At 45.9% G+C, this 23,697-nt stretch carries 26 protein-coding genes; all 26 read right to left on the reverse strand.

What is annotated here, in order from left to right:
• Window positions 1-80: 80 nt before the first annotated feature.
• The 26 genes from ccmI to fliO all read right to left on the reverse strand — a co-directional run bounded on the left by ccmI (window position 81) and on the right by fliO (window position 23,697).
• A complete protein-coding gene (ccmI, locus tag JKJ11_RS12140) occupies window positions 81-1,298 on the reverse strand; it encodes a c-type cytochrome biogenesis protein CcmI (RefSeq protein WP_006069996.1) in 1,218 nt (405 codons plus the stop codon).
• A complete protein-coding gene (locus JKJ11_RS12145; RefSeq protein WP_006069995.1) occupies window positions 1,298-1,783 on the reverse strand; it encodes a cytochrome c-type biogenesis protein in 486 nt (161 codons plus the stop codon). The genes ccmI and JKJ11_RS12145 overlap by 1 nt, the downstream gene beginning before the upstream one ends.
• Entirely contained in the window at window positions 1,780-2,334 is a 555-nt protein-coding gene (locus JKJ11_RS12150; protein ID WP_006069994.1) for a DsbE family thiol:disulfide interchange protein, read from the reverse strand. Before JKJ11_RS12150 ends, JKJ11_RS12145 begins: the two co-directional genes overlap by 4 nt.
• Window positions 2,334-4,295, reverse strand: a complete 1,962-nt coding sequence (locus tag JKJ11_RS12155) for a heme lyase CcmF/NrfE family subunit (RefSeq protein ID WP_252038252.1) — start codon at window positions 4,293-4,295, stop codon at window positions 2,334-2,336. Before JKJ11_RS12155 ends, JKJ11_RS12150 begins: the two co-directional genes overlap by 1 nt.
• A complete protein-coding gene (ccmE, locus tag JKJ11_RS12160; RefSeq protein ID WP_006069992.1) occupies window positions 4,292-4,777 on the reverse strand; it encodes a cytochrome c maturation protein CcmE in 486 nt (161 codons plus the stop codon). Before ccmE ends, JKJ11_RS12155 begins: the two co-directional genes overlap by 4 nt.
• The gene (gene ccmD, locus JKJ11_RS12165; protein ID WP_006069991.1) at window positions 4,774-4,980 is read right to left on the reverse strand and encodes a heme exporter protein CcmD; all 207 of its coding nucleotides are present in this window, start codon (window positions 4,978-4,980) and stop codon (window positions 4,774-4,776) included. The genes ccmE and ccmD overlap by 4 nt, the downstream gene beginning before the upstream one ends.
• Window positions 4,981-4,985: 5 nt before the next feature.
• On the reverse strand, window positions 4,986-5,735 hold the full coding sequence (locus JKJ11_RS12170; RefSeq protein WP_006069990.1) for a heme ABC transporter permease: 750 nt from the start codon (window positions 5,733-5,735) through the stop codon (window positions 4,986-4,988).
• Window positions 5,736-5,801: 66 nt separating this feature from the next.
• Complete coding sequence (gene ccmB / locus JKJ11_RS12175) at window positions 5,802-6,470, reverse strand: heme exporter protein CcmB (RefSeq protein WP_252038253.1); 669 nt, start codon at window positions 6,468-6,470, stop codon at window positions 5,802-5,804.
• 1 nt (window position 6,471) lies between these two features.
• Window positions 6,472-7,089, reverse strand: a complete 618-nt coding sequence (gene ccmA, locus JKJ11_RS12180; RefSeq protein WP_062457921.1) for a cytochrome c biogenesis heme-transporting ATPase CcmA — start codon at window positions 7,087-7,089, stop codon at window positions 6,472-6,474.
• A 289-nt stretch (window positions 7,090-7,378) separates the two neighbouring features.
• Window positions 7,379-7,882, reverse strand: coding sequence for a DUF2802 domain-containing protein (locus tag JKJ11_RS12185; RefSeq protein WP_252038254.1), 504 nt, complete (start codon window positions 7,880-7,882; stop codon window positions 7,379-7,381).
• Window positions 7,882-8,376 (reverse strand): chemotaxis protein CheW, encoded by a 495-nt coding sequence (locus JKJ11_RS12190; protein ID WP_006069986.1) that lies wholly within the window; start codon window positions 8,374-8,376, stop codon window positions 7,882-7,884. Before JKJ11_RS12190 ends, JKJ11_RS12185 begins: the two co-directional genes overlap by 1 nt.
• Before the next feature lie 71 nt (window positions 8,377-8,447).
• Window positions 8,448-9,461, reverse strand: a complete 1,014-nt coding sequence (locus tag JKJ11_RS12195; RefSeq protein WP_252038255.1) for a chemotaxis protein CheW — start codon at window positions 9,459-9,461, stop codon at window positions 8,448-8,450.
• Entirely contained in the window at window positions 9,451-10,230 is a 780-nt protein-coding gene (locus tag JKJ11_RS12200) for a ParA family protein (protein ID WP_006069984.1), read from the reverse strand. The genes JKJ11_RS12195 and JKJ11_RS12200 overlap by 11 nt, the downstream gene beginning before the upstream one ends.
• A gap of 2 nt (window positions 10,231-10,232) precedes the next feature.
• The gene (locus JKJ11_RS12205; protein WP_239940878.1) at window positions 10,233-11,360 is read right to left on the reverse strand and encodes a protein-glutamate methylesterase/protein-glutamine glutaminase; all 1,128 of its coding nucleotides are present in this window, start codon (window positions 11,358-11,360) and stop codon (window positions 10,233-10,235) included.
• A 13-nt stretch (window positions 11,361-11,373) separates the two neighbouring features.
• Window positions 11,374-13,587, reverse strand: coding sequence for a chemotaxis protein CheA (locus tag JKJ11_RS12210; RefSeq protein ID WP_252038256.1), 2,214 nt, complete (start codon window positions 13,585-13,587; stop codon window positions 11,374-11,376).
• A gap of 9 nt (window positions 13,588-13,596) precedes the next feature.
• On the reverse strand, window positions 13,597-14,313 hold the full coding sequence (locus JKJ11_RS12215) for a protein phosphatase CheZ (protein ID WP_006069981.1): 717 nt from the start codon (window positions 14,311-14,313) through the stop codon (window positions 13,597-13,599).
• Between the two features lie 31 nt (window positions 14,314-14,344).
• The gene (gene cheY / locus JKJ11_RS12220) at window positions 14,345-14,713 is read right to left on the reverse strand and encodes a chemotaxis response regulator CheY (protein WP_006069980.1); all 369 of its coding nucleotides are present in this window, start codon (window positions 14,711-14,713) and stop codon (window positions 14,345-14,347) included.
• Between the two features lie 45 nt (window positions 14,714-14,758).
• On the reverse strand, window positions 14,759-15,490 hold the full coding sequence (locus tag JKJ11_RS12225; protein WP_006069979.1) for an RNA polymerase sigma factor FliA: 732 nt from the start codon (window positions 15,488-15,490) through the stop codon (window positions 14,759-14,761).
• Complete coding sequence (locus tag JKJ11_RS12230; RefSeq protein WP_031495379.1) at window positions 15,483-16,370, reverse strand: MinD/ParA family protein; 888 nt, start codon at window positions 16,368-16,370, stop codon at window positions 15,483-15,485. Before JKJ11_RS12230 ends, JKJ11_RS12225 begins: the two co-directional genes overlap by 8 nt.
• Before the next feature lie 12 nt (window positions 16,371-16,382).
• On the reverse strand, window positions 16,383-17,933 hold the full coding sequence (gene flhF / locus JKJ11_RS12235) for a flagellar biosynthesis GTPase FlhF (protein ID WP_252038257.1): 1,551 nt from the start codon (window positions 17,931-17,933) through the stop codon (window positions 16,383-16,385).
• A 28-nt stretch (window positions 17,934-17,961) separates the two neighbouring features.
• The gene (gene flhA, locus JKJ11_RS12240; protein WP_006069976.1) at window positions 17,962-20,061 is read right to left on the reverse strand and encodes a flagellar biosynthesis protein FlhA; all 2,100 of its coding nucleotides are present in this window, start codon (window positions 20,059-20,061) and stop codon (window positions 17,962-17,964) included.
• 126 nt (window positions 20,062-20,187) lie between these two features.
• Complete coding sequence (flhB, locus tag JKJ11_RS12245) at window positions 20,188-21,318, reverse strand: flagellar biosynthesis protein FlhB (RefSeq protein WP_006069975.1); 1,131 nt, start codon at window positions 21,316-21,318, stop codon at window positions 20,188-20,190.
• A gap of 18 nt (window positions 21,319-21,336) precedes the next feature.
• A complete protein-coding gene (gene fliR, locus JKJ11_RS12250) occupies window positions 21,337-22,119 on the reverse strand; it encodes a flagellar biosynthetic protein FliR (protein WP_006069974.1) in 783 nt (260 codons plus the stop codon).
• Between the two features lie 7 nt (window positions 22,120-22,126).
• Window positions 22,127-22,396: a flagellar biosynthesis protein FliQ gene (gene fliQ / locus JKJ11_RS12255; protein ID WP_006069973.1), complete on the reverse strand. Its 270-nt coding sequence runs from the start codon at window positions 22,394-22,396 to the stop codon at window positions 22,127-22,129.
• Window positions 22,397-22,409: 13 nt separating this feature from the next.
• Complete coding sequence (fliP, locus tag JKJ11_RS12260; RefSeq protein ID WP_240206857.1) at window positions 22,410-23,273, reverse strand: flagellar type III secretion system pore protein FliP; 864 nt, start codon at window positions 23,271-23,273, stop codon at window positions 22,410-22,412.
• Window positions 23,266-23,697: a flagellar biosynthetic protein FliO gene (gene fliO / locus JKJ11_RS12265; RefSeq protein ID WP_252038258.1), complete on the reverse strand. Its 432-nt coding sequence runs from the start codon at window positions 23,695-23,697 to the stop codon at window positions 23,266-23,268. The genes fliP and fliO overlap by 8 nt, the downstream gene beginning before the upstream one ends.

Below are 23,697 nucleotides of genomic sequence, written 5' to 3' on the forward strand. Positions count from 1 at the left end.
CGGTATGCAACTACACAGGCTAGTTAAAGCAACAATCTAGGCCAATATTTATTAATCAGTATGACTATATGTTATAGGCATTAGTACTGCTGATTAATAGACACCTCCACGGTATCACCCAATTTAGCAGGTTGGCTTTCACCAAACCAATCGCCATCGCGAGTCGCAACATTACCATCACTATCGATACGAACTCTCACAATGAGTCCATCCAAACTTGATAGTTTACGCCCTTCCATCATGCTGTTGTTATCATCCAAAACAACAGTACGTGGGAAAGTACCTAGCGGATAGCGCGCCGCCGCAACTGGCATTGGCGAACCATCTGCTGGGTGTACTGAGACGATTAGTGCTGCATCTTCTGGGATACGAGCATCAGGGCTTAGTGAAATAGTCACCGCCACTGACTTACCTTGAACAATCGGCTCACCCATGCGCGCTTTGGCACTCTCAATGCTTCGAGAAAGCATTTCATAGCGGCTATCTTCTGGACCAATCATTTTCTGCATAATCGACCAGTAACGGATAGCTCCTGGGAAATCTTCTCGCTCAAATGCATCGAATGCCAATAGCGAAAACACTCGAAGATCAACATACTCTTCTTGAATCAAGCTAGTAAGTAGGCTTCTTGCACGATTATTATCCATTTCATCTTGAGACATCATCAGAGCTTGAGCGTAACCTAACTTAACATCTGCATCGTTAGGCGTTAGCCGATAGGCTTTTTCCATCGCGTCTGTAGCGGTTGTCACATCGCGATTCGCAAGGGCGATTCGACCTAATAGCAACCAGCCCGTTGCATCGTCTTTTTGATAGTGCAAACGAGTACGCAAGGCCAAAGTAAGATCTTGCATCTCATCTTCAGTCATTGGCTCAGCAGAGCCCGCCATCAGCTTCTTCGATAATTCAGGAAGGTTAGCTGTGACTTCTTGCCAATTTTTCACTTTGGTTGCACCACCAAAATGCATATACATGCCGTAAGTCAAGATCACAACCAAAGCAACAGAAGGAATCAGTACCGCCATTGGCGAAATATTGAATTTCTCGGTCTGTTGCTGCTGTTGTGGAATATCGTCAAGCAGTGATTGTTTAAGGTCATCGATTAAGTCTTGTTGGTTCTCCACCAAGCCTTCTTCGTTTTCCACTTCCAACTCAGAAAGACGATCTTTATAGAATGCCTTGTTTAATTCATCACGAAGCTGTTCATCGTTGTTGGCTTTCTTACTGTTAAGAGTGATTGCCAGCAGTGCGATTGCAACGACAACAAGACCGACTGTTGATATCCAAAAAAGTGTCATTACTGCTTATCTCCAGTCTCTTTTTCATCCAGCAACGCTTTCAGTTGAGCTTCTTTTTCATCGCTCCACTCGCTGCCTGCTTGTTCAGTTTGCTTAGCGCGGTTCTTACGACTGCGCATCACAATCAAACCAAAACCGAACACCACGACAAATAACGGGCCAACCCAGAGGATCGCCGTTGCGAATGTCAGCGGTGGATTATAAGTCACAAAGTTACCGTAGCGAGCGATCATATAGTCGATAATCTCTTGCTTAGATTTGCCTTCTTTGGTCATCTCATAGACTTTCTGACGAAGGTCTACAGCAAGCTCAGCATTAGAGTCACCGATAGTATTGTTTTGACACTTAGGGCAACGCAGCGTGTGGTTTAGCTCTTGGAACTGATTTTCCTGTTCTAACGAGTCAAACTCATGAACTTCAATTGCAGCATTAGCTGTCAATGCGAGCACTAGTGAAGACGTTAAAGCGATTAACCACTTTTTCATTTTTTCGCCTCCTCTAACATTTGCTGATATAGAGGCTGAAGTTTCTCACTCCAGTTGCGAGCGTTCACATCGCCAACGTGACGGTAACGAATCACACCATTAGCATCGATTAAGAAGGTTTCAGGCGCACCGTAGACCCCTAAATCTAGACCTAACATGCCATCACCATCGAACAGGCTAATCAAGTAAGGATTACCCAACTCATTAAGCCATTGAATCGCCTTGTTACGTTGATCTTTGTAGTTCAAACCGATGATTTTGACGCCATTCCCCGCAAGCTCATTAAGATACTGGTGCTCTGCATAACAAGTTGGACACCATGTAGCCCAAACATTTAGCAGTAAAGGCTCACCTTTGAAGATATCCTGATTGTACAGTTTTCCAGGCTCGGCAAGATCTTCTAAACGAAACTCTGGAACGTGTTTGCCAATCAGCACCGATTCTAGCTTGGTAGGATCGTCCCCAGCCTGGTTACGCCCTAGCTGAACGGCAAAGACCGACACCAAAATTAGAAATGCGACTAAAGGAATAAATAGGATCTTCTTATTCATTATGCGTCTCCTTCCGCCTTCGCTGTCTTTCTGAAACGGTAACGTTTATCACTGATAGCTAATGCACCACCGATAGACATAATCAGCGCACCTAACCAAATCCAACGAACAAACGGTTTGTGGTAGATACGAACTGCCCATGACTTACCATCATCTAGACGCTCACCCATCGCGATATACAAGTCACGAGTCACTCCACGATCGATAGCGGCTTCAGTCATCATAGACTTAGCAGTGCGATAGAAACGCTTTTCTGCATGAAGGGTGTTGATGTATTTACCACCTTTGGTGATTTCAAAGTCAGCGATATAACCATCGTAGTTCGGACCATCTTTGTCACGCAGACCTTTGAAATAGAAATCGTAGTCATTAATCTGGTAATGCTCACCCGGCGCTAAACGCACATCGCGTTCAATGCTGTAGTTTTGCACCATAGCGATACCAATAACGCTTACTGCTAAGCCGATGTGACCCAACATCATCGCCCAGTGGCTACGAGGTAGCTTAGTAATGCCTTTGGCAAAACTGTGGCGGTGAGTTGCGCGCTCGTAAAGTTCAAAGCCATGCATGGTAATGATCCAAGATGCCATCAACCAACCAAGGAATGCTAGACCTGTAAAGTATTCGGCCAAAACGGTTACCATCAGCGCAGAGAAAGCAAGTGAGATAACACCAGAGATGACCATTGGCTTAATAAGCGTCGACATTTTGTCACGCTTCCAACGAATCAGAGGGCCAATACCCAGTAGGAACGCGAATGGCACCATTAGCCAAGTAAACAACATATTAAAGAATGGCGCACCGATCGATACCGAGCCCAAACCAATCTGTTTATGAACAAGTGGTAGTAAAGTACCAACAAGCACCACGACGAGTGCTGCCATCAACAGAACATTGTTACCCAACAGCGCGTTTTCACGTGACAGCAAGTCGAAGTTACCACGTACTCTCACCGAGGCGCCTTTCAAAGCGAACAGCAGTAATGAGCCACCTATCACGAATACTAAGAAACCAAGAATAAACATACCGCGCGACGGATCGGAGGCAAATGCGTGTACTGAGACCAAAATGCCGGAACGTACTAAGAAGGTCCCCAACAAACTCAAAGAGAATGCTGAAATCGCCAACAATACCGTCCAAGCTTTGAACGTGCCGCGTTTTTCAGTCACTGCCAATGAGTGCATTAATGCGGTACCCGCTAACCAAGGCATGAACGAGGCATTTTCAACTGGATCCCAGAACCACCAGCCGCCCCAGCCAAGCTCATAATATGCCCACCATGAACCCAGTGCGATACCTAGAGTTAGGAAAACCCATGCAGCGGTTGTCCAAGGTCGAGACCAGCGAGCCCAAGCAGTATCCAAGCGACCTGACATCAATGATGCAATCGCAAAAGAGAACGCAACCGAGAAGCCAACATAACCCATATATAGCATTGGAGGGTGGATGATCAAACCAGGGTCTTGCAACAGTGGGTTGAGATCTCGTCCATTAACCGGGAAGAAAGGTAATGTTCTTAAAAATGGGTTTGAAGTAACAATGATAAACAGTAAGAAACCTACTGTGATCATGCCCATTACTGCTAGTACTCGCGCGACTGACTCTTGAGGCATACCACGGCTAAAGCTAGCTACAGCAACGGTCCAAGCCGCTTGAATCAACACCCAAAGTAATAATGAGCCTTCGTGAGCACCCCATACTGCCGTTAGACGGTAGTACCAAGGCAACTGAGTATTCGAGTTATTCGCCACATACTGCAACGTAAAGTCGTTAACGTAAAACGCCCACTCGAGAATAACAAAGGACAACAGTAGCATAATGAACATACCCCAAGAGAGAGGCCTTGCCGTGTTCATCAGCAATGTGTTGTTTTTCGATGCGCCTATGAGCGGCAAAATACTGAGTAGCACTGATAAACTCAACGAGAGTATCAGTGCAAAGTGACCAATTTCAGCAATCATTGACCGCTTCCTTGTTTCTGTTCTTGAGAATATTGCAGTGGTTCATGCGTCTTCTTCATAGCTTCTGCTACTTCAGGCGGCATGTATTCTTCATCGTGCTTAGCTAGTACTTCAAAAGCCTCAATCTTAGTAGGCTCCACTAGTACTCCTTGAGCAACAATGCCCTGCCCTTCACGGAACAAGTCAGGAAGAATACCATCATAAACCACTGTCACCTTAGGACCGACATCAGCTAAATCGAAGCTGACGCGCAGTGATTCTGTATCACGACTTACCGAACCTGCAACCACCATTCCACCAATACGCAGGCGTTGGCCAATTTCAGGTTTTGAGCCGTCTTTCTTACCATTCACCAATTCCGTTGGTGTATAGAACAGATCCATGTTTTGATTAAGTGCATAAATGATCAAGCCAACAGTCGCACCGATACCAATGAAAATGGCCAGAATAATGCCGAGCCTTTTCTTACGCCTTGGGTTCATAGAGTGTTCTCCATATTTTTCGCTGCTTCGATACGCGCCTGCCTATCGACTTTAGCTTGAACGTCTTTAAGTAGTTTTTTTCCTCGTGACACGCTAGTCACAAGAAGAATAATCATGGACAAAAAGGTGATGCCAAATGCACTCCAAACATAGGAGGCATAACCTCCCATAGCAAAAAAGTCACCTAAAGATTCAAAATGCATAATATCTAACCTCTTTGCTTGGCTTGTTCAGCCAGTTTGATCACCCACGGACGGTGCCCCTCTTTATTGATGATCTCATTACGTAAACGAATCATCGTCACAGCTCCAAAGAAGAAGGCAAATCCGAAAATATTCAATAGTAGTGGCCACAGCATGTCGCTGGAAATCGAAGGTTTAGCGAACTTAGTAATTGTCGCGCCTTGATGTAGCGTGTTCCACCACTCCACAGAGAAATGGATTATAGGGAGGTTAATCACACCTACTATGGCAAGAATACCCGCTGCTTTTGCTGCCGTTTTTTGATCATCAAAAGCGTGGTAAAGCGCAATGACACCTAAATAAAGGAATAGAAGAATCAGTTCTGACGTCAGACGAGCATCCCAGACCCACCATGCACCCCACATAGGCTTGCCCCACACTGCACCTGTTAACAGGGCGATGAAGGTGTAGACCGCACCAATTGGCGCCATCGCCAGAGCCGCTAAGTTAGACAACTTAACCTGCCACACTAGACCAATAAATGCCGAAATCGCCATCGACATATACACGCCCATAGACCAAATTGCAGAAGGGACATGAATATAGATAATACGGAAGCTATCACCTTGTTGATAGTCTGAAGGTGCAAAAGCAAGTCCCCAGACGGTGCCGATGGATAGACATAGTAATGCTATCGTGGCAAACCATGGTAAAAGCTTACCGCACAATTGGTAAGTGGTTTCGGGTTTGGCATAAGGATGGAGCCATTTCCACATAGTGTTTCTCACTCTTTGACGACATTTCTCTCATCGCCGAATCGGCAATGTAAGCGTGGTATATTTTTAGTTTACGCTAACTCTTAGTGCGGCACTGATAGCAAACGGAGTCAGAGTCATTGCTCCGGCTAACATAGCAGCTAGCAAAGCTAACTGACCATTATACGCAACACCCAATGATGCAGCATCAATCGCAGAGGTAGCAAATATTAGAATAGGAATATAGAGAGGCAATACGAGCAAACTCAGCAGCACCCCACCTTTTTGCAACCCAACGGTCAATGCAACACCGATAGCGCCTATAAAACTCAAGGTAGGTGTCCCCACCAATAAAGTTAAGACGACAGCAATCCATGTATTTGAGTCCAGTGATAACAAAATCGCCAGCAGTGGACTAATAATGATAAGAGGCAACCCTGTCAGCAACCAGTGAGCAATAATCTTTGCTATAACAACCAGTTGTAGGGGAATAGGCATGAGCATCATCTGTTCAAGAGACCCGTCTTGGAAGTCATCTTTAAACAGTCGCTCCAATGACAAAAGTGCAGAAAGCAAAGCAGCAACCCACACAATACCAGCAGCAATACGCGCCAGTAGATTCGGCTCAGGTCCGATACTTAATGGAAAAAGAGTAATCACTATGATGAAAAACCATAGTGGATTGAAAATATCGGCTTGACGGCGAAACGCAATGAGTAGCTCTCGACGGACTATTTTCATCATGGACGCAATCATACTACTCTCCAAGTTTGATCTTTTTGAGTTTAGGATTGTCGCTAAACATATCTTGGTGAGTCGTTAACAATACGATACCGCCCTGTTCCGCATGGTTGAGAAATAGATCTTCTAGCACTTTAACACCCTGCTTATCGATCGCAGTCAGTGGTTCATCCAAAATCCACAATGGTTGCTTACTGAGCCAAAGACGCGCCAACGCTACTCTGCGTTGTTGACCTGCAGAAAGTTGAGCAACAGGTACATCTTCTCGACCAGCAAGGCCGACTTGGGTTAACGCAGAAAAAATCTGTTCCGTCGATGTGTCAGGAGCATGAATAGACTGATAAAACTTTAGATTTTCGAACGCGGTCAGATCGCGTTTGACGCCAGTTTGGTGTCCTAGAAACAACAAAGATTGGTGATAATCTTCCCGACTGGATTCGATTTTTTCACCATTCCATTTGATCTCACCGTCTTCTTTATCTCCCAGTCCAGCAACAATACGCATCAGCGTGGTTTTACCGGTACCGTTTCGGCCCTCAATCTGTACGAGATCGCCTAATTGTAAAGAAAAAGATAAATTCTCAAATAATACGCGGTCATCGCGAATCGCTGTTAATTTTGTTACTTCTAACATTCATTTACGTACTGGTTCGACAGGGCGTCCATCTTACCATAGCTAAAATAGCGTTAAACGATAATGATCAAACTCGCTTCACGAAACTTGGTAAGAAACTATAAATTACTGTTCTTAAAACGAAATATATACCCATAAAGTGGTAGATATTTTCTTAATTTGTCATATCATGCCGAACCATAGAATAGCAAACCGTACACCTATGACGACTAGAAAAAGGTAAAGAATTGTTAACGTTGTTATTAAAATAGAACAAGAACATCAATGAGTTATTGATGTTCTGTAACGCCTATCTGCTCTTTTTAAGGGAGGGATAACCTTGACTGGCGGGTGCTCGGACTGGTTGCTTTGCCTTGTGTAAAGGCGGCACTTTTTCTTTGCCGGCAATTTTGTTCTGCAGGGAGAGCATCAGCTCTGCTTCTGCCTTTGGAAGTTCGCACTCTTCGATAAGCTCGTTGATATCCGCGCCCAGTTTGACCATTTTGTTAGCACGAGTGTACAAACGACCGTCACTATCGACATTTTCCACCTCGATAATACGCTCGGTTAGGTGAGCTATAATTTCTTCTTGTTCAGATACTTTCTGACCAAGTCCAACTAACACCGAACGTACTTCAAGAAGCTGTTTATTGCATTTTTCTACATCTTTCTCTAGCGCTCGCTTTTGCTGGCGAGCATGTGCCTTATGTAGATTCAGGCCACGATGAACCTTCACCAACCATACAAAGAGAATAATTGCTAATGCCACCGCTCCCCATAGCAGTGGTGACATCAAAGACACAGAGTCAATCATTATAGATAAGCCATTTCATCCCACTCATCTTCAGAGAGCAGTTTATTAAGGTCAACAAGAATCAACAATTTACCTTCACGGTTGCTCACCCCTTGAATGAACTTCGCGCTTTCATCTGTACCAACACTTGGCGTTGTATCAATTTCAGAAGAGCGCAGATAAACCACTTCAGCCACACTGTCGACTAGAATACCAATAACTTGGCGTTCAGATTCGATAACAATGATACGAGTATTATCCGTGATTTCACCAGGCATCAAGCCAAAACGTGAACGAGTATCAATCACCGTGACCACGTTGCCACGGAGGTTAATAATGCCCAGAACGTAGTCTGGTGCTCCAGGTACAGGCGCTATCTCTGTATAACGAAGTACTTCTCGAACTTGCATAACATTGATGCCGTAGGTTTCTTCTTCTAACTGAAACGTCACCCATTGCAGCACTTCATCGTTAGCTTGATCTTTTCTTAGTTCAACATCCATCGTTTGAGACATAGTCTTCCTCTCAATTCATTTCTGCCTTGCTTCATAATGAAAGCGGAAGCAAATAGCATTAATTTTGTTGTTTACTGTACCGATTTAACATCTAATCCAGCATTAAGCATGTCAATTAGCTCAGACACATGAACTAACGCACACATTTGTTCTTTTACCATCCCAGCAAGCCAAGGACGCTTACCGGATTTTTCTCTCCAGCGCACCGCTTCTGGTTGAAGTAGCTCAGTACCTTTAAGCTCTGTAGACGCCAGTCCCCAATGGCTCTCACCTAACATCACAATATACTCATAGGCATCTTTGTAACTATCGTCATTAAGAACATCAGGCATTACCCACATAGCCGTATCAACCACATCAAGTTGACTATCGCGACTCGACTGCAGCCCCAGATACCAAGCAGGTTTGCCAATCAAATGGTTTAGCTCACCAATCTGGTGGATACCCCCAAGCTCATCCAAAGGCACGGCAAACGTCATACCATTGACATCAAAATACAGCACCTGAAAACCTTCAGTACGCTCGCCATTTTGCCAAATGTTCTGCTCACCCGACCCACCATCTGCGGTAACCAGTTCTACATCAACTGTATCGGCAATCTCAGAATCAACTTTAATATCACTAATTACATCCGAAGTTTCTTCTAGATCCCACGATTGAATTTCTTCTGTTGCTGCTTCAGCAGCAATTTGTTCTGACTCCACCTGAACGGCTATGTCTGGCTCAGCAACTATTGACTCTTCAGTTTCTTGGGTTTCTGACTGGTGCTGCAACCCACTAAACAGCTTCTCAAGGTGTTGCAGATCAGGCTCTTCAGCTTCCGCGATAAGTTCGTCGTAAGTGCGTGCTACTTCTTTTGATTGGCTAAGTTGTAGTTGAGGCTCAGGTTGCCATGTAGATAGCGAATCCTGCTGCTCAATAAGAGCCTCAGCTTCCGATGATTCAGCAACAGAAACTGGTTCACTCACTTCGATTGGCTCAGACTCTCCATTATCGAAATCAAGGCCATCTTCTAGCCCTAATAATGACGTAAAGTAATCGTCTAGCGCTTGTTCGCTTGAGAGGGGAGCTGCATCAGCTTTCATCTTGAGCCAACCTTTCTAAATAAATTAGCAGCTGCTTATAGGCAAATACGCCACGACTTCCAGCGGCAAAATGCGACGCAGGTAAGTGCTTAAGACTTGCGTCTCTAAATTTGGTATCGATAGGTACCGCAGAGCTCCAAACTTGCGATGGATAATCGTGTTTAAGCTGGGTGAGTGTTTGCAAAGATGCCCGAGTCCGTTTGTCATACATGGTAGGGACAATCGTTACTTTGAATGGACGTTGACGTGATTTCTGCATGATAGCCAACGTACGCACCATTCTTTCCAGCCCTTTCATAGCCAAAAACTCGGTCTGTACTGGGATTAAAATTCTATCACTCGCCGCCAACGCATTGACCATCATCACACCTAATATTGGTGGGCAGTCTATCAACACATAATCGTACTCATCACGAAGTGCCAATAATGCGCGCTTTAAGATAAGTCCCATGCCACTGCGATTGCCCATAACGCGGTCGAGTGTCGCCAGCGACATATGAGCTGGCAAAATATCAATATTATCTATCTCGGTCTGGTGAATTAAGGCTTTAACACGTGTCTCACTGAATTCTTTCAGTTGGAACAAATCAAACAAACTATGAGTCAGCTCGTCTGAATCCATACCCAGATAAGTGGTCAATGATGCATGAGGGTCGGTATCGATCAACAAGACTCGATGCCCCTTTTGGCTCAATAGCCCTGCCAACGTTACCGTGGTGGTGGTTTTGCCCACTCCACCTTTTTGGTTAGCTACACTCCAAACAATCATAGTTAGTGCCTCTTGAGCTCTACTAAAATACGTTCGGCGATGCGCTCCAACGGCAGGTCTTCCGTCGAAATACCTGCTTTCGCTACAGCCTGAGGCATGCCATAAACCACGCAAGACTCTTCGTCTTGAGCCCAAATCGTTGACCCTGCAGCTTTGAGCATACGAGCGCCTTCTCTACCATCTGCACCCATTCCAGTTAATATCATCGACAACACTTTGTCTTGATAGATCTTAGCGGCAGAACCAAAGGTGACATCAACACAGGGTTTGTAATTCATGCGTTCGCCACCATCAATGATGCGGATCTTGGTATTACCAGGACGTCCTTCGAGCATCATCTGCATTCCGCCTGGCGCCAAATAGGCAACACCTGGTTGTAACATATCGCCATCCGCCGCTTCTTTGACCGTAATTTGGCAAAGAGAGTTTAAGCGTGCTGCAAACGCTGCAGTAAACGTCGCTGGCATATGCTGTACAAGCAGAATCGGGTGGGGATAATTAACAGGTAACTTGGTTAAGATCTTTTGCAGAGCGACTGGTCCGCCCGTTGAAGTTCCGATTGCTGTCAACTGATACGACTTACCACTGGCACGAAACCGTGCTGCAGGGGTCGCTGGCGCGGTTGCTTTAACAGCACTCATTGAAGGTTCAACACGTGAAGCGGCTGTTCTCGATGTTAATGTGCCCGCTGGCCTTGATATTGGGCGAATAGGTGTTCTGCGTAACAACGCGCGACGGCTAGCAATTTGCTGCACACGTTGCTGCAATAGGCTGACGGCTTCGTCTTTGTTGCGCGCAATATCTTCAAATTTCTTTGGTAAGAAATCTAAAGCACCAGCTTCCAATGCATCTAAGGTCGCTTTGGCGCCTTCATGCGTCAAAGACGAGAACATAAGTATCGGGGTTGGCTGAGACGCCATGATCTCACGTACCGCAGAGATGCCATCCATAACTGGCATCTCTATATCCATAGTGATCACATCGGGTTTCAGAGACAGTGCCTTTTCGACTGCCTCTTTGCCATTCACAGCAACATCAACCACTTCTAATCGAGGGGCTGCATTAATAATATCGCTAACACGTCTGCGGAAAAAACTTGAGTCGTCGACGACGAGTACTTTAAGTGACATAGACTTCCCTAAATTAGATACGCGATGCTGCTGCGTACTGCTTGAGTAAGTCAGGTACGTCTAATATCAATGCGATGTGACCATCACTAGTAATGGTTGCGCCTGCCATGCCCGGCGTACCTTGTAATAGGCTATCTAGCGGTTTAATCACCACTTCTTCTTGGCCGATCAAAGTATCCACAACAAAGCCAACACGCTGGCTGCCTATCTGAACGATGACCACATGCCCATGACCCTTACGCTGCTCAGCGCGACCCGCATGTGGTGCGAGCCAGTTTTGCAGATAGAACAGAGGAATAGACTTATCACGAACAATGATGGTCAATTGACCATCAACCACATTGGTACGGCTTAAATCTAGGTGGAAAATCTCGTTCACGCTTGCCAAAGGCAGTGCAAATGGATTACCTCCCACGCCCACCATCAAGGTTGGAAGTATCGCTAATGTGAGCGGAACTTTAATGGTAATTTTGGTGCCTTTACCGAGTTCTGAGTCAATATCGATAGAGCCGTTTAAGGTATTAATGGCGGTCTTCACCACATCCATACCTACGCCACGACCCGATATATCCGAGATCTTTTCTTTACTGGAGAAGCCCGGCATAAAGATAAGATTAAAGCACTCTTTATCGGTTAGACGAGAGGCTGCATCCTCGTCCATCATGCCACGTTTTACTGCGATAGCTCGTAGCTTCTCAGGGTCCATACCACCGCCATCATCAATAATGGCAAGTTCGATATGGTCACCTTCTTGCGAGGCAGAAAGGGTTATCTTACCCGTGCGAGATTTACCTGACTGTTCACGAACATCTGGCATCTCCACACCATGGTCAACCGAGTTTCGAACCAAGTGAATCAGTGGATCCGCTAGGGCTTCTACTAAGTTCTTATCGAGGTCGGTATCTTCACCTTGCATTTCAAGAACAATGTCCTTGTTAAGGCTACGCGCTAAATCTCTTACCACTCGTGGGAAGCGACCGAAGACTTTCTTAATAGGCTGCATGCGGGTTTTCATTACCGCACCTTGCAGATCTGCTGTCACAACATCGAGATTGGAGACTGCTTTAGACATCTCTTCATCATTACTGTTGAGACCAAGACTTACCAAGCGGTTACGAACCAACACCAGCTCACCAACCATGTTCATGATGGTATCCAGTGTTGAAGTATCAACACGAACTGTTGCTTCGGCTTGTGGTTTCTTGACCTGCACAGCCGTGTTCTTGCTTTCCGCTGGTAAGGATTTTTCTGGGGCTGGCGCAACAGCCGGGGCCGCCGCTTTAGCAGGTTCTGCTACTTTAGGCTCGATCGTCGCTGGTGCAACGTTTTGAGATGCAGGTTTTGTTGCTACATCCAGTTCATCTGGAGAAGGACCCTTACCAACACCATGCAATTCATCCAGCAGTTTCTCGAACTCTTCGTCCGTCATCAAATCACCGCCGCCAGACCCTGCTGGTGTCTCTTTAACCTCTGGCTTAGAAGCAGCTACAGGGGTCACTGCCGGGGCAACATCTGCCGCAGAAGGTCCCTTCCCGACACCATGTAGTTCGTCTAACAGTTTTTCAAACTCATCGTCCGTAATGTCTGACGAGCTAAGTTCCGCTGGTGCCACAGGCGCGCTATCCACCGCAGAGATGGCAGGCGCAGCAGCAACTTTACTCGGGCCACTCCCCTTGCCATGAAGCTCATCTAAAAGACGCTCAAACTCATCTTGAGTAATGTCATCGATGGAGTCGCCTTGCGCCACCGTTGAAGATTCAACTACGCTGAGTTCTGGCTCAGAGACGGTCGGAGGTTCTGGGATTTCAACCTTAGGAGCTACGGCCTCATCTGCGGACTCTGGCTTACTTAGGCGATGAAGTTCCTCTAGTAGTGCAGGATCGGCCGGTTCAATCGGAGCCATGTTCTGAACTGATTGGAACTGATGGTTAACGGTGTCTAACGCTTTAAGCATGGTATCCATTAGACTGGCATTCACTGAGCGCTGGCCGTTTCGAAGGATATCGAAGACGTTTTCCGCACCATGACAGGTATCAACAAGTTCAGTTAATGCTAGAAATCCTGCACCACCTTTTACGGTGTGGAAACCTCTAAATATCGCATTCAAAAGATCTTTATCTTCAGGATTGTTCTCTAGTTCGACTAGCTGCTCTGAAAGCAACTCGAGTATCTCACCCGCTTCTACTAGAAAGTCCTGTAGAATCTCTTCATCTAATTCGTAGCTCATTGTCCACCCCTAAAACCCAAGACTCGAAAGCAAATCATCGACTTCGTCTTGCGAAGAGACGGCATCGTCTCTCTCATGAGGGTTAATAATCGGTCCCTCGACGCCAACTGGTGCCTGCTTTGGTTTTGTTGTTATTGGTTGTTGTTCGTCACTGAACACTTTCAAGATTTCCACCAGCCTCGTTTCCACTTCACTGACTAAAGTGATAACGCGGCGAATGATTTGTCCAGTAAGGTCTTGAAAATCCTGCGCCATTAGAATGTTGGTGAGCTGAGTACGCAGTTCGGTACCATCCCCTTCCACCTGACTAAGTAGATCATCAATACGATGACACAGGTCTTTAAATTGTTTTAGCTCAAGCCTGCCATGCATTAGCTCGTTCCACTGTGGACGAACTTGCAATAAACATTCATGGAGATTGTCCGCCATAGGCAGACAACGTTCTACCGCGTCCATTGTGGTATTGGCAGAAATTTCCGTTTTGTTGATGACGTATTCTAAGCGGTCGCGAGCTTCAGGGATTTCATCATTGGCGATCTCATTAAGACGCGTATCAATGCTGAATTCCTTTAAAGCATCGTGCAGGTCACGAGTCAGAGCGCCAACTTCTTGAAGTACTCGACTTTCGTTGCCGCCTTGAATCATCATGACCAGCTCATTGGCTTCTTGTTGTTTGTCGTTTTCCAACAAATCAACAAGCTGCTTAGCTTGTTCTAATGAAATCATTCTGATATAGCCATTCGCTATGCTGAGCGCGTTATAAACGCTCGAAAATTTTGTCTAATTTTTCTTTTAGTGTTGCTGCGGTAAATGGTTTAACGATGTAACCATTTACACCGGCTTGCGCCGCTTCGATAATCTGCTCGCGTTTAGCTTCTGCAGTGATCATAAGAACAGGTAGGTGTTTAAGTTCTTCATCCGCTCGGATGTGTCGTAGTAGATCGATCCCTTGCATGCCTGGCATATTCCAGTCGGTTACGACAAAGTCAAAATCGCCCTTCTTGAGCATTGGTAGTGCCGTTAAACCGTCATCAGCTTCTAGCGTGTTGCTAAAGCCCAAGTCGCGTAGAAGGTTTTTGACAATACGGCGCATTGTTGAAAAGTCGTCAACAATAAGGATTTTCATGTTTTTATTCAAAATTGCCTCCACTGAAAGCAAGATCAGTGTTTATTAATTATTATCTGTCCAAGCACTTAGCTTGGTGCGAAGACGCTGCATCGATTGGCTCAATATTTGACTAACGCGCGATTCGCTGACGCCCAATACTTCACCTATCTCCTTCAAATTTAACTCTTCGTCATAATACAAGGATAACGTTAATGCTTCACGCTCTGGTAGCGATTTTATTGATTCTATTAACGCTTCACGGAACGCATCGTCCGCGACGCCTTGAAACGGAGTATTATCTTCTTCATCTGAAACAGAGACAGAATCTTCCGAAACGCCTAAATCTTCTATTCCCACCAACTTCGAACAATTAATATCGGTCAGAGCTTTGTGGTATTGAGCAAGACTCAGCCCCAAATAGTTAGCCACCTCAGAATCGGTTGGGTCTCGATTCAGCTCGACTTCCAACACCGAAATGGCCTGAGAGATATCACGGCTATGTTTATGTACCGAACGTGGCACCCAATCACCGCGACGAATATCGTCAAGCATGGCTCCTCGAATCCGAATCCCTGCGTAGGTTTCGAAGCTCGCGCCTTTACTGCCATCGTAATTTTTTTGTGCTTCAATCAGGCCGATCATTCCAGCCTGAATCAAGTCTTCAACCAACACGTTCGGTGGAAGTCGCCCAATCAAATGGTGGGCGATACGCTTCACCAATACTGAGTACTTCTCTAAGAAAGCTTGCTGACCACTCAAATTGGCATGTTGGTCATAGGTCAAAGCTTTATTCACTAAACGGTTCCTCTAGCGCTTCTGGTCTATTTAGTAGCCTTTCGACAAAAAACTCTAGGTGCCCACTTGGTACTTTTGGAATAGGCCAAGTTAACGCTTTGTTCGCCAAAGAACTTAGCGCTAGAGCAGCAGGTGAGCGTGGAAATGCATCAACTACTATCTTTTGTCTCTTCACTGCTTGTCGCACTTTATCATCTAATGGGATGCATGCGACTAACTCAAGACTCACATTGAGGAATCGTTCTGTGACTAATGTCAATTTTGTAAACAATTCTCGCCCTTCTCGATAGCTACGAACCATATTCGCCACCACTTTGAAGCGCTGAACTTGATGCTCTCGACTAAGTAGCTTAATAAGTGCATAAGCATCGGTAATTGAGGTTGGTTCATCACAAACCACCACTACTACATCTTGCGCTGCGCGAGAAAAACTCACCACCATATCGGAAATGCCCGCTGCGGTATCAACAAGCAAGACGTCCATTTCTTCTTCTAAGCTACCAAACGCTCGAATCAATCCCATATGTTGAGCATGGCTCAGCTCCGTCATGCTCTGCGTTCCAGATGTCGCTGGGATAATTCGAATGCCGTGAGGACCTTCGACAATAGCATCTTTTAAATCACATTCGCCTGCTAATACATGGCCGAGGTTTTTCTTAGGTCGAATACCAAGCATGACGTCGACATTTGCCAGACCTAAATCGGCATCCAACACCATTACTTTTTTGCCTTGACGAGCCATACAGATTGCAAGTCCAAGCGTCACATTGGATTTACCAACACCACCTTTACCGCCAGTAACTGAAATTACCTTCGTCAACGTTGGCTGAGTCAAACGTCTTAGGCCACTCGCTTGGTCATGTATCATGTTATTTGTCATATTCGCTTGCACCTAAACCCCCTCCATATCACTGTTCCAGAAGTGGGGTTCATTCTCTGTCGACTTCTCTAATAGTTCGTTCGCTTTCGCGACCATATATTTGGGCTGCGCAATTACAATGTCTTCTGGCACCCGTTGTCCATTGGCAATATAGGTGACTGGTAGTGCATTTTGTACTACAACACTGATAAATTCGCCCAAGCTTAACGACTCATCCAACTTAGTCATAATGCACCCTGATAACGGGATGCGTCTAAAGTGGTCTAACGTTTCTTGCAAAACTTGACGCTGCGCTGTCGCTGGTAGCACCAAGTAGCTATGTATTACTTCTCCGCTTTCCTGCATCAGCGTATCGAGCTGTTCGGAAAGCCTAACGTCTCGCTGCCCCATACCTGCTGTATCAATTAGTACTAAGCGTCTGTTTCTTAACTGATATAGTACATCGGCAAGTTCTTCAGAATCTTTAGCAACTCTGACGGGACATCCCATAATTCTGCCATAAATGGATAATTGCTCATGAGCACCAATTCGGTAGGTATCCGTTGTGACTAGCGCTACGTTATCCGAACCGTATTCCATAGCGGCTCTTGCCGCTAATTTAGCCACTGTCGTCGTTTTACCGACACCCGTAGGCCCAAGCAATGCGACAATCCCACCTTTGCGCAGAATATCTTGCTTGCTCACAACGATTTGATCTGAGACTAAAGACAGCAATGCCTTCCATGCTTTTTGAGGCGGCGTATCTTCTGGGATATAACAAGCGAGCTGATCGGAAAGTTCTGGAGACAGACCCATTCTTTCTAATCGTTTGATTAACATGGCTCGAAGTGGCTCTCGGCGCTCGACTTCTTGCCACATTAAACCGGACACCTGATGTTCAAGAAGGCGACGGATGGATGACATATCTTCTTTCATCGCTTCGAGCTCTTCACCGATTTTCGCGTCACGTGGACTGGAACCTCGGCGCGGTGCATCTGTGCTATTTTCAGCAAATTGATGACGCCCTGTGGAACGTACGCTTGAGCGATTGTCGCGAGAGTCAAAATCTGAGCGATTTTCTTGAGCGTATTGATAGCGATCGCTGTTTTGATAACCGTCACTGACCGATTTTGCTCGCTCTGATTGTCTTTCTAACAAAGCAGAAAGAGAATCAGGTGGTGTCGATGCGCTTTTACTCGCGTTACTGTCAGCACCACGATAGTTTTTGAGCATATTGGCAAATCGATCGGTGACCGAAGGCGCGCTTGCTGAACTTTTTTGATTGAGATTCACAACGTCGTCCTTGAGGCTGCGTCCACTGTTATAGTTTCTACCATCAGCCTGACGATCATTGGTCTGACGACCACCGTCATAGCCGCTTTGTGGACGTGTTGGTGCCGCCAATGCGTTGCTTTGCATCTGACGTGGTTCCGATGATGAACTATCACCATCGACGGCAGCAACGATTTCTACCCCACCCGCCACTTTTTTATTGGACATGATCACCGCTTCAGCACCAAGTTCTTCTTTCACTTGGAGTAATGCCTGACGCATATCTCTGGCAAAAAATCGTTTAATTTTCAACTGTTACATCCATTTTCAATCCAAACCGCTAATTACCAACGGCTTGCACAATTCTGATTTGTTTCTCATCTGGGATTTCTTGGTAAGACAAGACACGTAAGTTAGGAATGGTATTTTTCACAAACTTAGCCAATGTCGAACGTAATACCCCTGATGTCAGCAGCACAGCTGCCTCACCTTTTAGCTCTTGCTCTTGTGTCGCTTGAGTTAGTGACGCTTGCAGTCGTTCGGCTAATCCAGGTTCAATTCCGGTTGATTCACCACCAGAAGCTTGCATTGTTTGATGCAATATTTGTTCCAGCTCAGGAATGAGCGTAATGACCGGCAACTCTGGCTCTATTCCATTGATTTCCTGAACAATTAGTCGTTTTAGCGCTATTCGAACCGCTGCTGTGAGAACGTCAGGTTCTTGACTCTTGCCGGAGTACTCGGCCAAAGTTTGCACAATAGTTCGAATATCTCTAATTGGTATTGCTTCATGCAGCAAGTTTTGCAGCACTTTCACCACGGTTCCTAAAGGTAATTGCTCTGGTACAAAGTCTTCGACCAGTTTTGGCGCACTTCGTCCCAGCATCTCAAGAAGGTTTTGCACTTCTTCGTGTCCAAGCAATTGCGCAGCATTGTTAGTTAGCAACTGACTTAAGTGAGTCGCCAACACAGTAGATGAGTCGACAACGGTATAGCCTAGTGCTTGAGCGTGCTCTCGCTGTGCTTCCTGAATCCAGACCGCTTCAAGTCCGAATGCTGGATCGATGGTTTGTTCGCCGTCAATCAAACCATAAACTTGCCCCGGGTTAATTGCTAGTTCTTGGTCAGGACGAATTTCTGCTTCACCTACTGCGACTCCCATCAACGTGATTCGATAGGAATTTGGTGTTAGCTCTAGGTTGTCGCGAATATGAACAGCTGGGATGAGGAAGCCAAAATCTTGTGACAGCTTCTTACGAACTCCTTTAACACGCTCGAGTAATTCACCACCTTGGTCTCGGTCAACAAGCGGTATAAGTCGATAACCTACTTCCAAGCCAATGACATCCACAGGGTGAACATCATCCCAAGACAACTCCTTAGGCGTTGATGAGGTTTCATTGCTGCTGATCTCCGCAGGAAGATTCTTCTGTTCCTCTTTCTTCGCTTGTTTTCTGTGTAACCAGTAAGCCCCCAAACCGGCAATCAATGCCAGCATCAAGAATGCAAAATGAGGCATACCAGGCACAATACCCATCACACCCAGGATCCCCGCTGTAATGGTTAGAGCTTTCGGATTATCAAACAGTTGGAAAACAACTTGCTGTCCCATATCCTCGTCAGTATTTTGACGGGTTACCATGATTGCAGCAGCGATAGAGAGTAAAAGTGATGGAATCTGTGCTACTAAACCATCACCAATGGTTAATAGTGTATAGATTTGGATGGCATCACCAAAACTGAGTGAGTACTGCATCATCCCAATACTCAAGCCGCCAATAATGTTTAAGAACAAAATCAGAATACCAGCAATGGCATCACCTTTAACAAACTTTGATGCACCATCCATCGAGCCGTAGAAGTCTGCTTCTTTGGTTACTTCAAATCGGCGTGTTCTAGCCTGCTCTTGATCAATAAGGCCGGCATTCAAGTCAGCATCGATGGCCATTTGTTTACCTGGTAAGGCGTCCAAAGTAAAGCGTGCACTTACTTCAGAGATCCGCCCCGCACCTTTGGTAACCACCATAAAGTTAATGATCATCAAAATCATAAACACGACTAAACCAACTGCGTAGTTACCGCCAATCACTACGTTACCAAAGGCCTCAATAACGTTACCCGCTGCACCACTTCCCTCGTGACCATACAGTAACACCACTCGAGTTGAAGCAACGTTTAGTGCCAAACGCAGTAAAGTAGCGATGAGCAACACCGTCGGAAAAGCAGCAAAGTCGAGAGGACGACGGGTATAGACCGACACCAATAGCACCACCATCGCTAACGCGATGTTGAAGGTAAAAAACAGGTCGAGAAGAAATGCCGGGATCGGCAGTACGATCATCGCAAGCGCTGCAAGAACCATCACTGGCGCACCAATCGCAGGTAATGCACGACGTGGAATCGTCGGTAACCTGTCGGCAAAAGGTAAAGTTAACTTCATGTACTACATCACTGCACTACCACTCTAGATTAAGCGGCGTATTGTTTTTCCTATAATGACTTAAGAAAAAGCAAGAATTAAGCCAAGAAAAGCGTCATTATTTTGACAATAATGACGAAAATAGGGCTAGTAGCGCATATCTTTAGGAATACTAATCTGGTCGTTTTGCAGTGTCGGCCGCTGTCCACCTTTTTTGCGATACTGTTTAAGTTGATACACATACGCCAATATCTGAGCAACCGCGGCAAACAAGCCATCTGGAATCTCCTGCTCCAGTTCTGTTGTATGATAAAGAGAACGCGCTAACGGAGGCGAAGGAATTACGTAGATGCTGTGCTCTCTAGCCACTTCTCGTATCTTAAGTGCCATGTGGTCGATCCCCTTTGCAACCACGACAGGCGCTTTGTCTTGCCCCTGTTTATAGCGCAGCGCTACAGAGAAGTGCTCCGGGTTGGTAATAATAACGTCGGCCTGCGGTACTTCTGCCATCATTCTTCGTTGAGCGGCTTCTCTTTGCAGCATTCGAATCCGTCCCTTCACCTCGGGTTTACCTTCGGTATCTTTAAACTCATCTTTGACTTCTTGCTTAGTCATTTTGAGCTGATTCGCATGCTGCCAAATCTGGAATGGAATATCGATGGCGACCACAATCAATAGTGTCGCACTAATCAACAAAATAAAGTTAAGTAAAATATCGAGCGCGTGAAAAATGTTTTGTGGAAAGACTTCCATACTAAGCTGGAACAAGTCTGCTCTAGAGGCATTAACGAGATAGAATGCCATCCCTGCCACCAACGTGACCTTTAGAATAGATTTGATCAGCTCAACCCAGCTTTGCATTCCCACCATGCGTTTAAGGCCACTAAGCGGGTTCATTTTGGATAGTTTTGGCATCGCCGCTTCTGCAGAGAAACTAATACCACCAACACCAGCAGCTCCGATTAACGCCGCAATAAATAGAACAAACAAGATAAGCAGAAGTGGGAGCAATAGACTGGAAAGTGCGCCAAGTGCCACATCAAACAGCTTGGTCGAATCGTAGATTTCTTCTCGGCTCAAGTTAAACAGCCGAGCCATTGAACCAAACAAAGCGCGCGCGAGCCCTTCACCAAACATCATCAGCGAAAGCGCACCAACAATCAGTACTGAGACCGACGCTAACTCTTTAGAACGTGCCACCTGCCCCTTTTCGCGAGCTTGTTTAAGCCGCTGGGGGGTGGCGTCTTCGGTGCGTTCTTGGCCATCTGATTCTGCCATCGTCAGCCTCCTACTCGCTTAACAGTTCAGGTCGATCAAGCGACATACCTGACCTTCCACTTCGAGCCAATACAATTGGTAGTGACTGTACAGGCCAGCCATGATGTACCAACAGATCATCAAACCAATCAGCAATGCAAAGGCAAAACCAAGAGAGAAAATATTCAACTGCGGTGCCGCACGAGTCATCACACCAAACGACAAATTCACCGTTAACAGAGCGATAATCCCGGCTAAGGCCATACTCAAGGCGGTTTGGAACATGATACTTAACCATCCAGCCATCTCACGAAAATCGGCACTAGAGAGATGTCCAGACCCGATAGGCAGAGTCTTAAAGCTCATCACCACCAGTTGAATCATCTTCAAATGACCATCCGTTGCCAGAAAAAACATCGTGGCTAGGAACATAAATAGCTGACCAAGCAAAGGAGTATTTTGACCATTCGCTGGGTCGACCATAGAAGCAAAACCCAGACTCGATTGCATACCGAGGATCTGACCTAGCATAACAAACGTCTGAATCATGAAGACGGTCGTCATCCCCATCGCAGTACCAATCAGTATCTGTTCTGCGACCGTAAGAAAGCCTTGGAAAGAAAACAACTCGATAGTTTGCGGAACGGCAGGGATAGAAGGCATGACAGCCAGTGTCAGCGCTAGCCCCAAAAACAATCGAATTCTAGGTGACACAAAGTTGGCCCCCGTCACCGACATCACCATCAACATGGCAGAAATACGCACGTAAGGCCAAAAGTAATTACTGATCCATTCGAGTACAGCGCTGGTAGGGTACTCCATAATGTTGTTACCAGAGTACCTGTGGCAGTCTCTCTATAATTTCATAGAAAAACTCCATCATCATCTGAGTGCCCCAGTGAGCAAAGCCAATCAACGCCAATATGGTGACTATCAATCTTGGTAGAAAACTCAGCGTCTGTTCATTGATAGAAGTGGCCGCTTGGAAAATAGCCACCACCAAACCGACGAGAAGACTTGGCACTACAATGGCACAGACGAGGATCAACACCATCCATAATGCGTCTCTAAACAGTTCAACAAATACCTCTGGAGTCATCGATTATCTCCAGCTACAAGGCAAAACTGCCGGCCAGTGTGGACAGTATTAAGTTCCATCCATCAACCAACACGAACAACATCAACTTGAATGGCAGCGATACGATCATTGGTGACAACATCATCATACCCATCGCCATTAGTATCGACGCCACAACCAAGTCAATAATTAAAAACGGTAAGAACAACATAAAGCCGATCTGAAATGCCGTTTTCAACTCTGAAGTAATGAATGCCGGAATCAGTACCGCCATTGACACATCTTCTGGGTTCTTTGCTGTCGAGCCCGACATTTCAACAAACGTCTCCAAATCTTTGACTCTTGTCTGCTTCAGCATAAAGGATTTCATCGGACCTTGTGCCTGCTGAAACGCTTCTTTTGCCGTGATTTGTTCATTCAAGTAGGGTTGAATCGCTTGGTCATTCACCTGATTCAATACCGGCGACATGATGAAAAACGTCAAGAAGATCGCGATACCGATAATCACCTGATTAGAAGGTGTTTGTTGCAAACCCATCGCTTGTCTTAGTATCGACATCACAACAACGATACGGGTAAATGAGGTCATCAAAATAACCATGGCAGGCAAAAAGCCCAACATGGTCATCAACGCCAAAATCTGCAAGTTTATTGAGTAGTCTTCGCTGCCATCAGGGTTGGTTTTCATGGTGAACGCCGGAATACCTGGCCCTGTGCCAAACGAGCTTGAGGAGGCGCTACCCGCTGCCCCCCGGTCATTCTGCATAGCGGTGACAGTCACACCTGTGTCTAGTGCAGCATTACTCGGTACTGGTGTCGCTACCGCCTCTTCTGCCCATGACAGTGGCGCAAGAAGCAGCGTCAAACAGATGAAAATCAGTCGAGTTAAGTTAGTCATGGGAATTCGGTTTCTTCATCAGTTTCGATAGCTGCGCAGCAAACGCAGGCTGAGCCAAATCGGCTTCCTCTAGTGGCCTCTCCAACTTTGAAATCAGCTGAATTGACTGCGAGGTAATACCCACTAAAAACTGCTCTTCACCTGCCTGTACTATAGCAATACGTTCTTTTGTCCCAACTGGAATTTGCCTAACAATCTTAAGCCCTTGCTGGTTGACCAGTGCTGGCACCTTCATGCGTTTTAGCACCCATGCCAAACCAAGAATTATCAGAATAACTAACACTAAAGAACCTAGCGTAGTAGCTAGGTCAAATGGAGAACCAGAAGCGCTTAGTGGAGCACTTTCTTGAGAGGCGACCGCCGTCGATGCCCCTCCTAATGAAACTGCCACTAGCAGAACTCTAGACAAAAGCTTTATCGCCAT

This window comes from Vibrio sp. SCSIO 43133 (assembly GCF_023716845.1).
GTDB classification, from domain to species: Bacteria; Pseudomonadota; Gammaproteobacteria; order Enterobacterales; family Vibrionaceae; genus Vibrio; species Vibrio mediterranei.

Excerpts from the sequence above, each read along its gene's own strand:
- ccmI (WP_006069996.1), bottom strand. The coding sequence starts at position 1,298 with ATGACACTTTTTTGGATATCAACAGTCGGTCTTGTTGTCGTTGCAATC.
- JKJ11_RS12145 (WP_006069995.1), bottom strand. The coding sequence starts at position 1,783 with ATGAAAAAGTGGTTAATCGCTTTAACGTCTTCACTAGTGCTCGCATTG.
- JKJ11_RS12150 (WP_006069994.1), bottom strand. The coding sequence starts at position 2,334 with ATGAATAAGAAGATCCTATTTATTCCTTTAGTCGCATTTCTAATTTTG.
- JKJ11_RS12155 (WP_252038252.1), bottom strand. The coding sequence starts at position 4,295 with ATGATTGCTGAAATTGGTCACTTTGCACTGATACTCTCGTTGAGTTTA.
- ccmE (WP_006069992.1), bottom strand. The coding sequence starts at position 4,777 with ATGAACCCAAGGCGTAAGAAAAGGCTCGGCATTATTCTGGCCATTTTC.
- ccmD (WP_006069991.1), bottom strand. The coding sequence starts at position 4,980 with ATGCATTTTGAATCTTTAGGTGACTTTTTTGCTATGGGAGGTTATGCC.
- JKJ11_RS12170 (WP_006069990.1), bottom strand. The coding sequence starts at position 5,735 with ATGTGGAAATGGCTCCATCCTTATGCCAAACCCGAAACCACTTACCAA.
- ccmB (WP_252038253.1), bottom strand. The coding sequence starts at position 6,470 with ATGATTGCGTCCATGATGAAAATAGTCCGTCGAGAGCTACTCATTGCG.
- ccmA (WP_062457921.1), bottom strand. The coding sequence starts at position 7,089 with ATGTTAGAAGTAACAAAATTAACAGCGATTCGCGATGACCGCGTATTA.
- JKJ11_RS12185 (WP_252038254.1), bottom strand. The coding sequence starts at position 7,882 with ATGATTGACTCTGTGTCTTTGATGTCACCACTGCTATGGGGAGCGGTG.
- JKJ11_RS12190 (WP_006069986.1), bottom strand. The coding sequence starts at position 8,376 with ATGTCTCAAACGATGGATGTTGAACTAAGAAAAGATCAAGCTAACGAT.
- JKJ11_RS12195 (WP_252038255.1), bottom strand. The coding sequence starts at position 9,461 with ATGAAAGCTGATGCAGCTCCCCTCTCAAGCGAACAAGCGCTAGACGAT.
- JKJ11_RS12200 (WP_006069984.1), bottom strand. The coding sequence starts at position 10,230 with ATGATTGTTTGGAGTGTAGCTAACCAAAAAGGTGGAGTGGGCAAAACC.
- JKJ11_RS12205 (WP_239940878.1), bottom strand. The coding sequence starts at position 11,360 with ATGTCACTTAAAGTACTCGTCGTCGACGACTCAAGTTTTTTCCGCAGA.
- JKJ11_RS12210 (WP_252038256.1), bottom strand. The coding sequence starts at position 13,587 with ATGAGCTACGAATTAGATGAAGAGATTCTACAGGACTTTCTAGTAGAA.
- JKJ11_RS12215 (WP_006069981.1), bottom strand. The coding sequence starts at position 14,313 with ATGATTTCATTAGAACAAGCTAAGCAGCTTGTTGATTTGTTGGAAAAC.
- cheY (WP_006069980.1), bottom strand. The coding sequence starts at position 14,713 with ATGAAAATCCTTATTGTTGACGACTTTTCAACAATGCGCCGTATTGTC.
- JKJ11_RS12230 (WP_031495379.1), bottom strand. The coding sequence starts at position 16,370 with ATGACAAATAACATGATACATGACCAAGCGAGTGGCCTAAGACGTTTG.
- flhA (WP_006069976.1), bottom strand. The coding sequence starts at position 20,061 with ATGAAGTTAACTTTACCTTTTGCCGACAGGTTACCGACGATTCCACGT.
- flhB (WP_006069975.1), bottom strand. The coding sequence starts at position 21,318 with ATGGCAGAATCAGATGGCCAAGAACGCACCGAAGACGCCACCCCCCAG.
- fliR (WP_006069974.1), bottom strand. The coding sequence starts at position 22,119 with ATGGAGTACCCTACCAGCGCTGTACTCGAATGGATCAGTAATTACTTT.
- fliQ (WP_006069973.1), bottom strand. The coding sequence starts at position 22,396 with ATGACTCCAGAGGTATTTGTTGAACTGTTTAGAGACGCATTATGGATG.
- fliP (WP_240206857.1), bottom strand. The coding sequence starts at position 23,273 with ATGACTAACTTAACTCGACTGATTTTCATCTGTTTGACGCTGCTTCTT.
- fliO (WP_252038258.1), bottom strand. The coding sequence starts at position 23,697 with ATGGCGATAAAGCTTTTGTCTAGAGTTCTGCTAGTGGCAGTTTCATTA.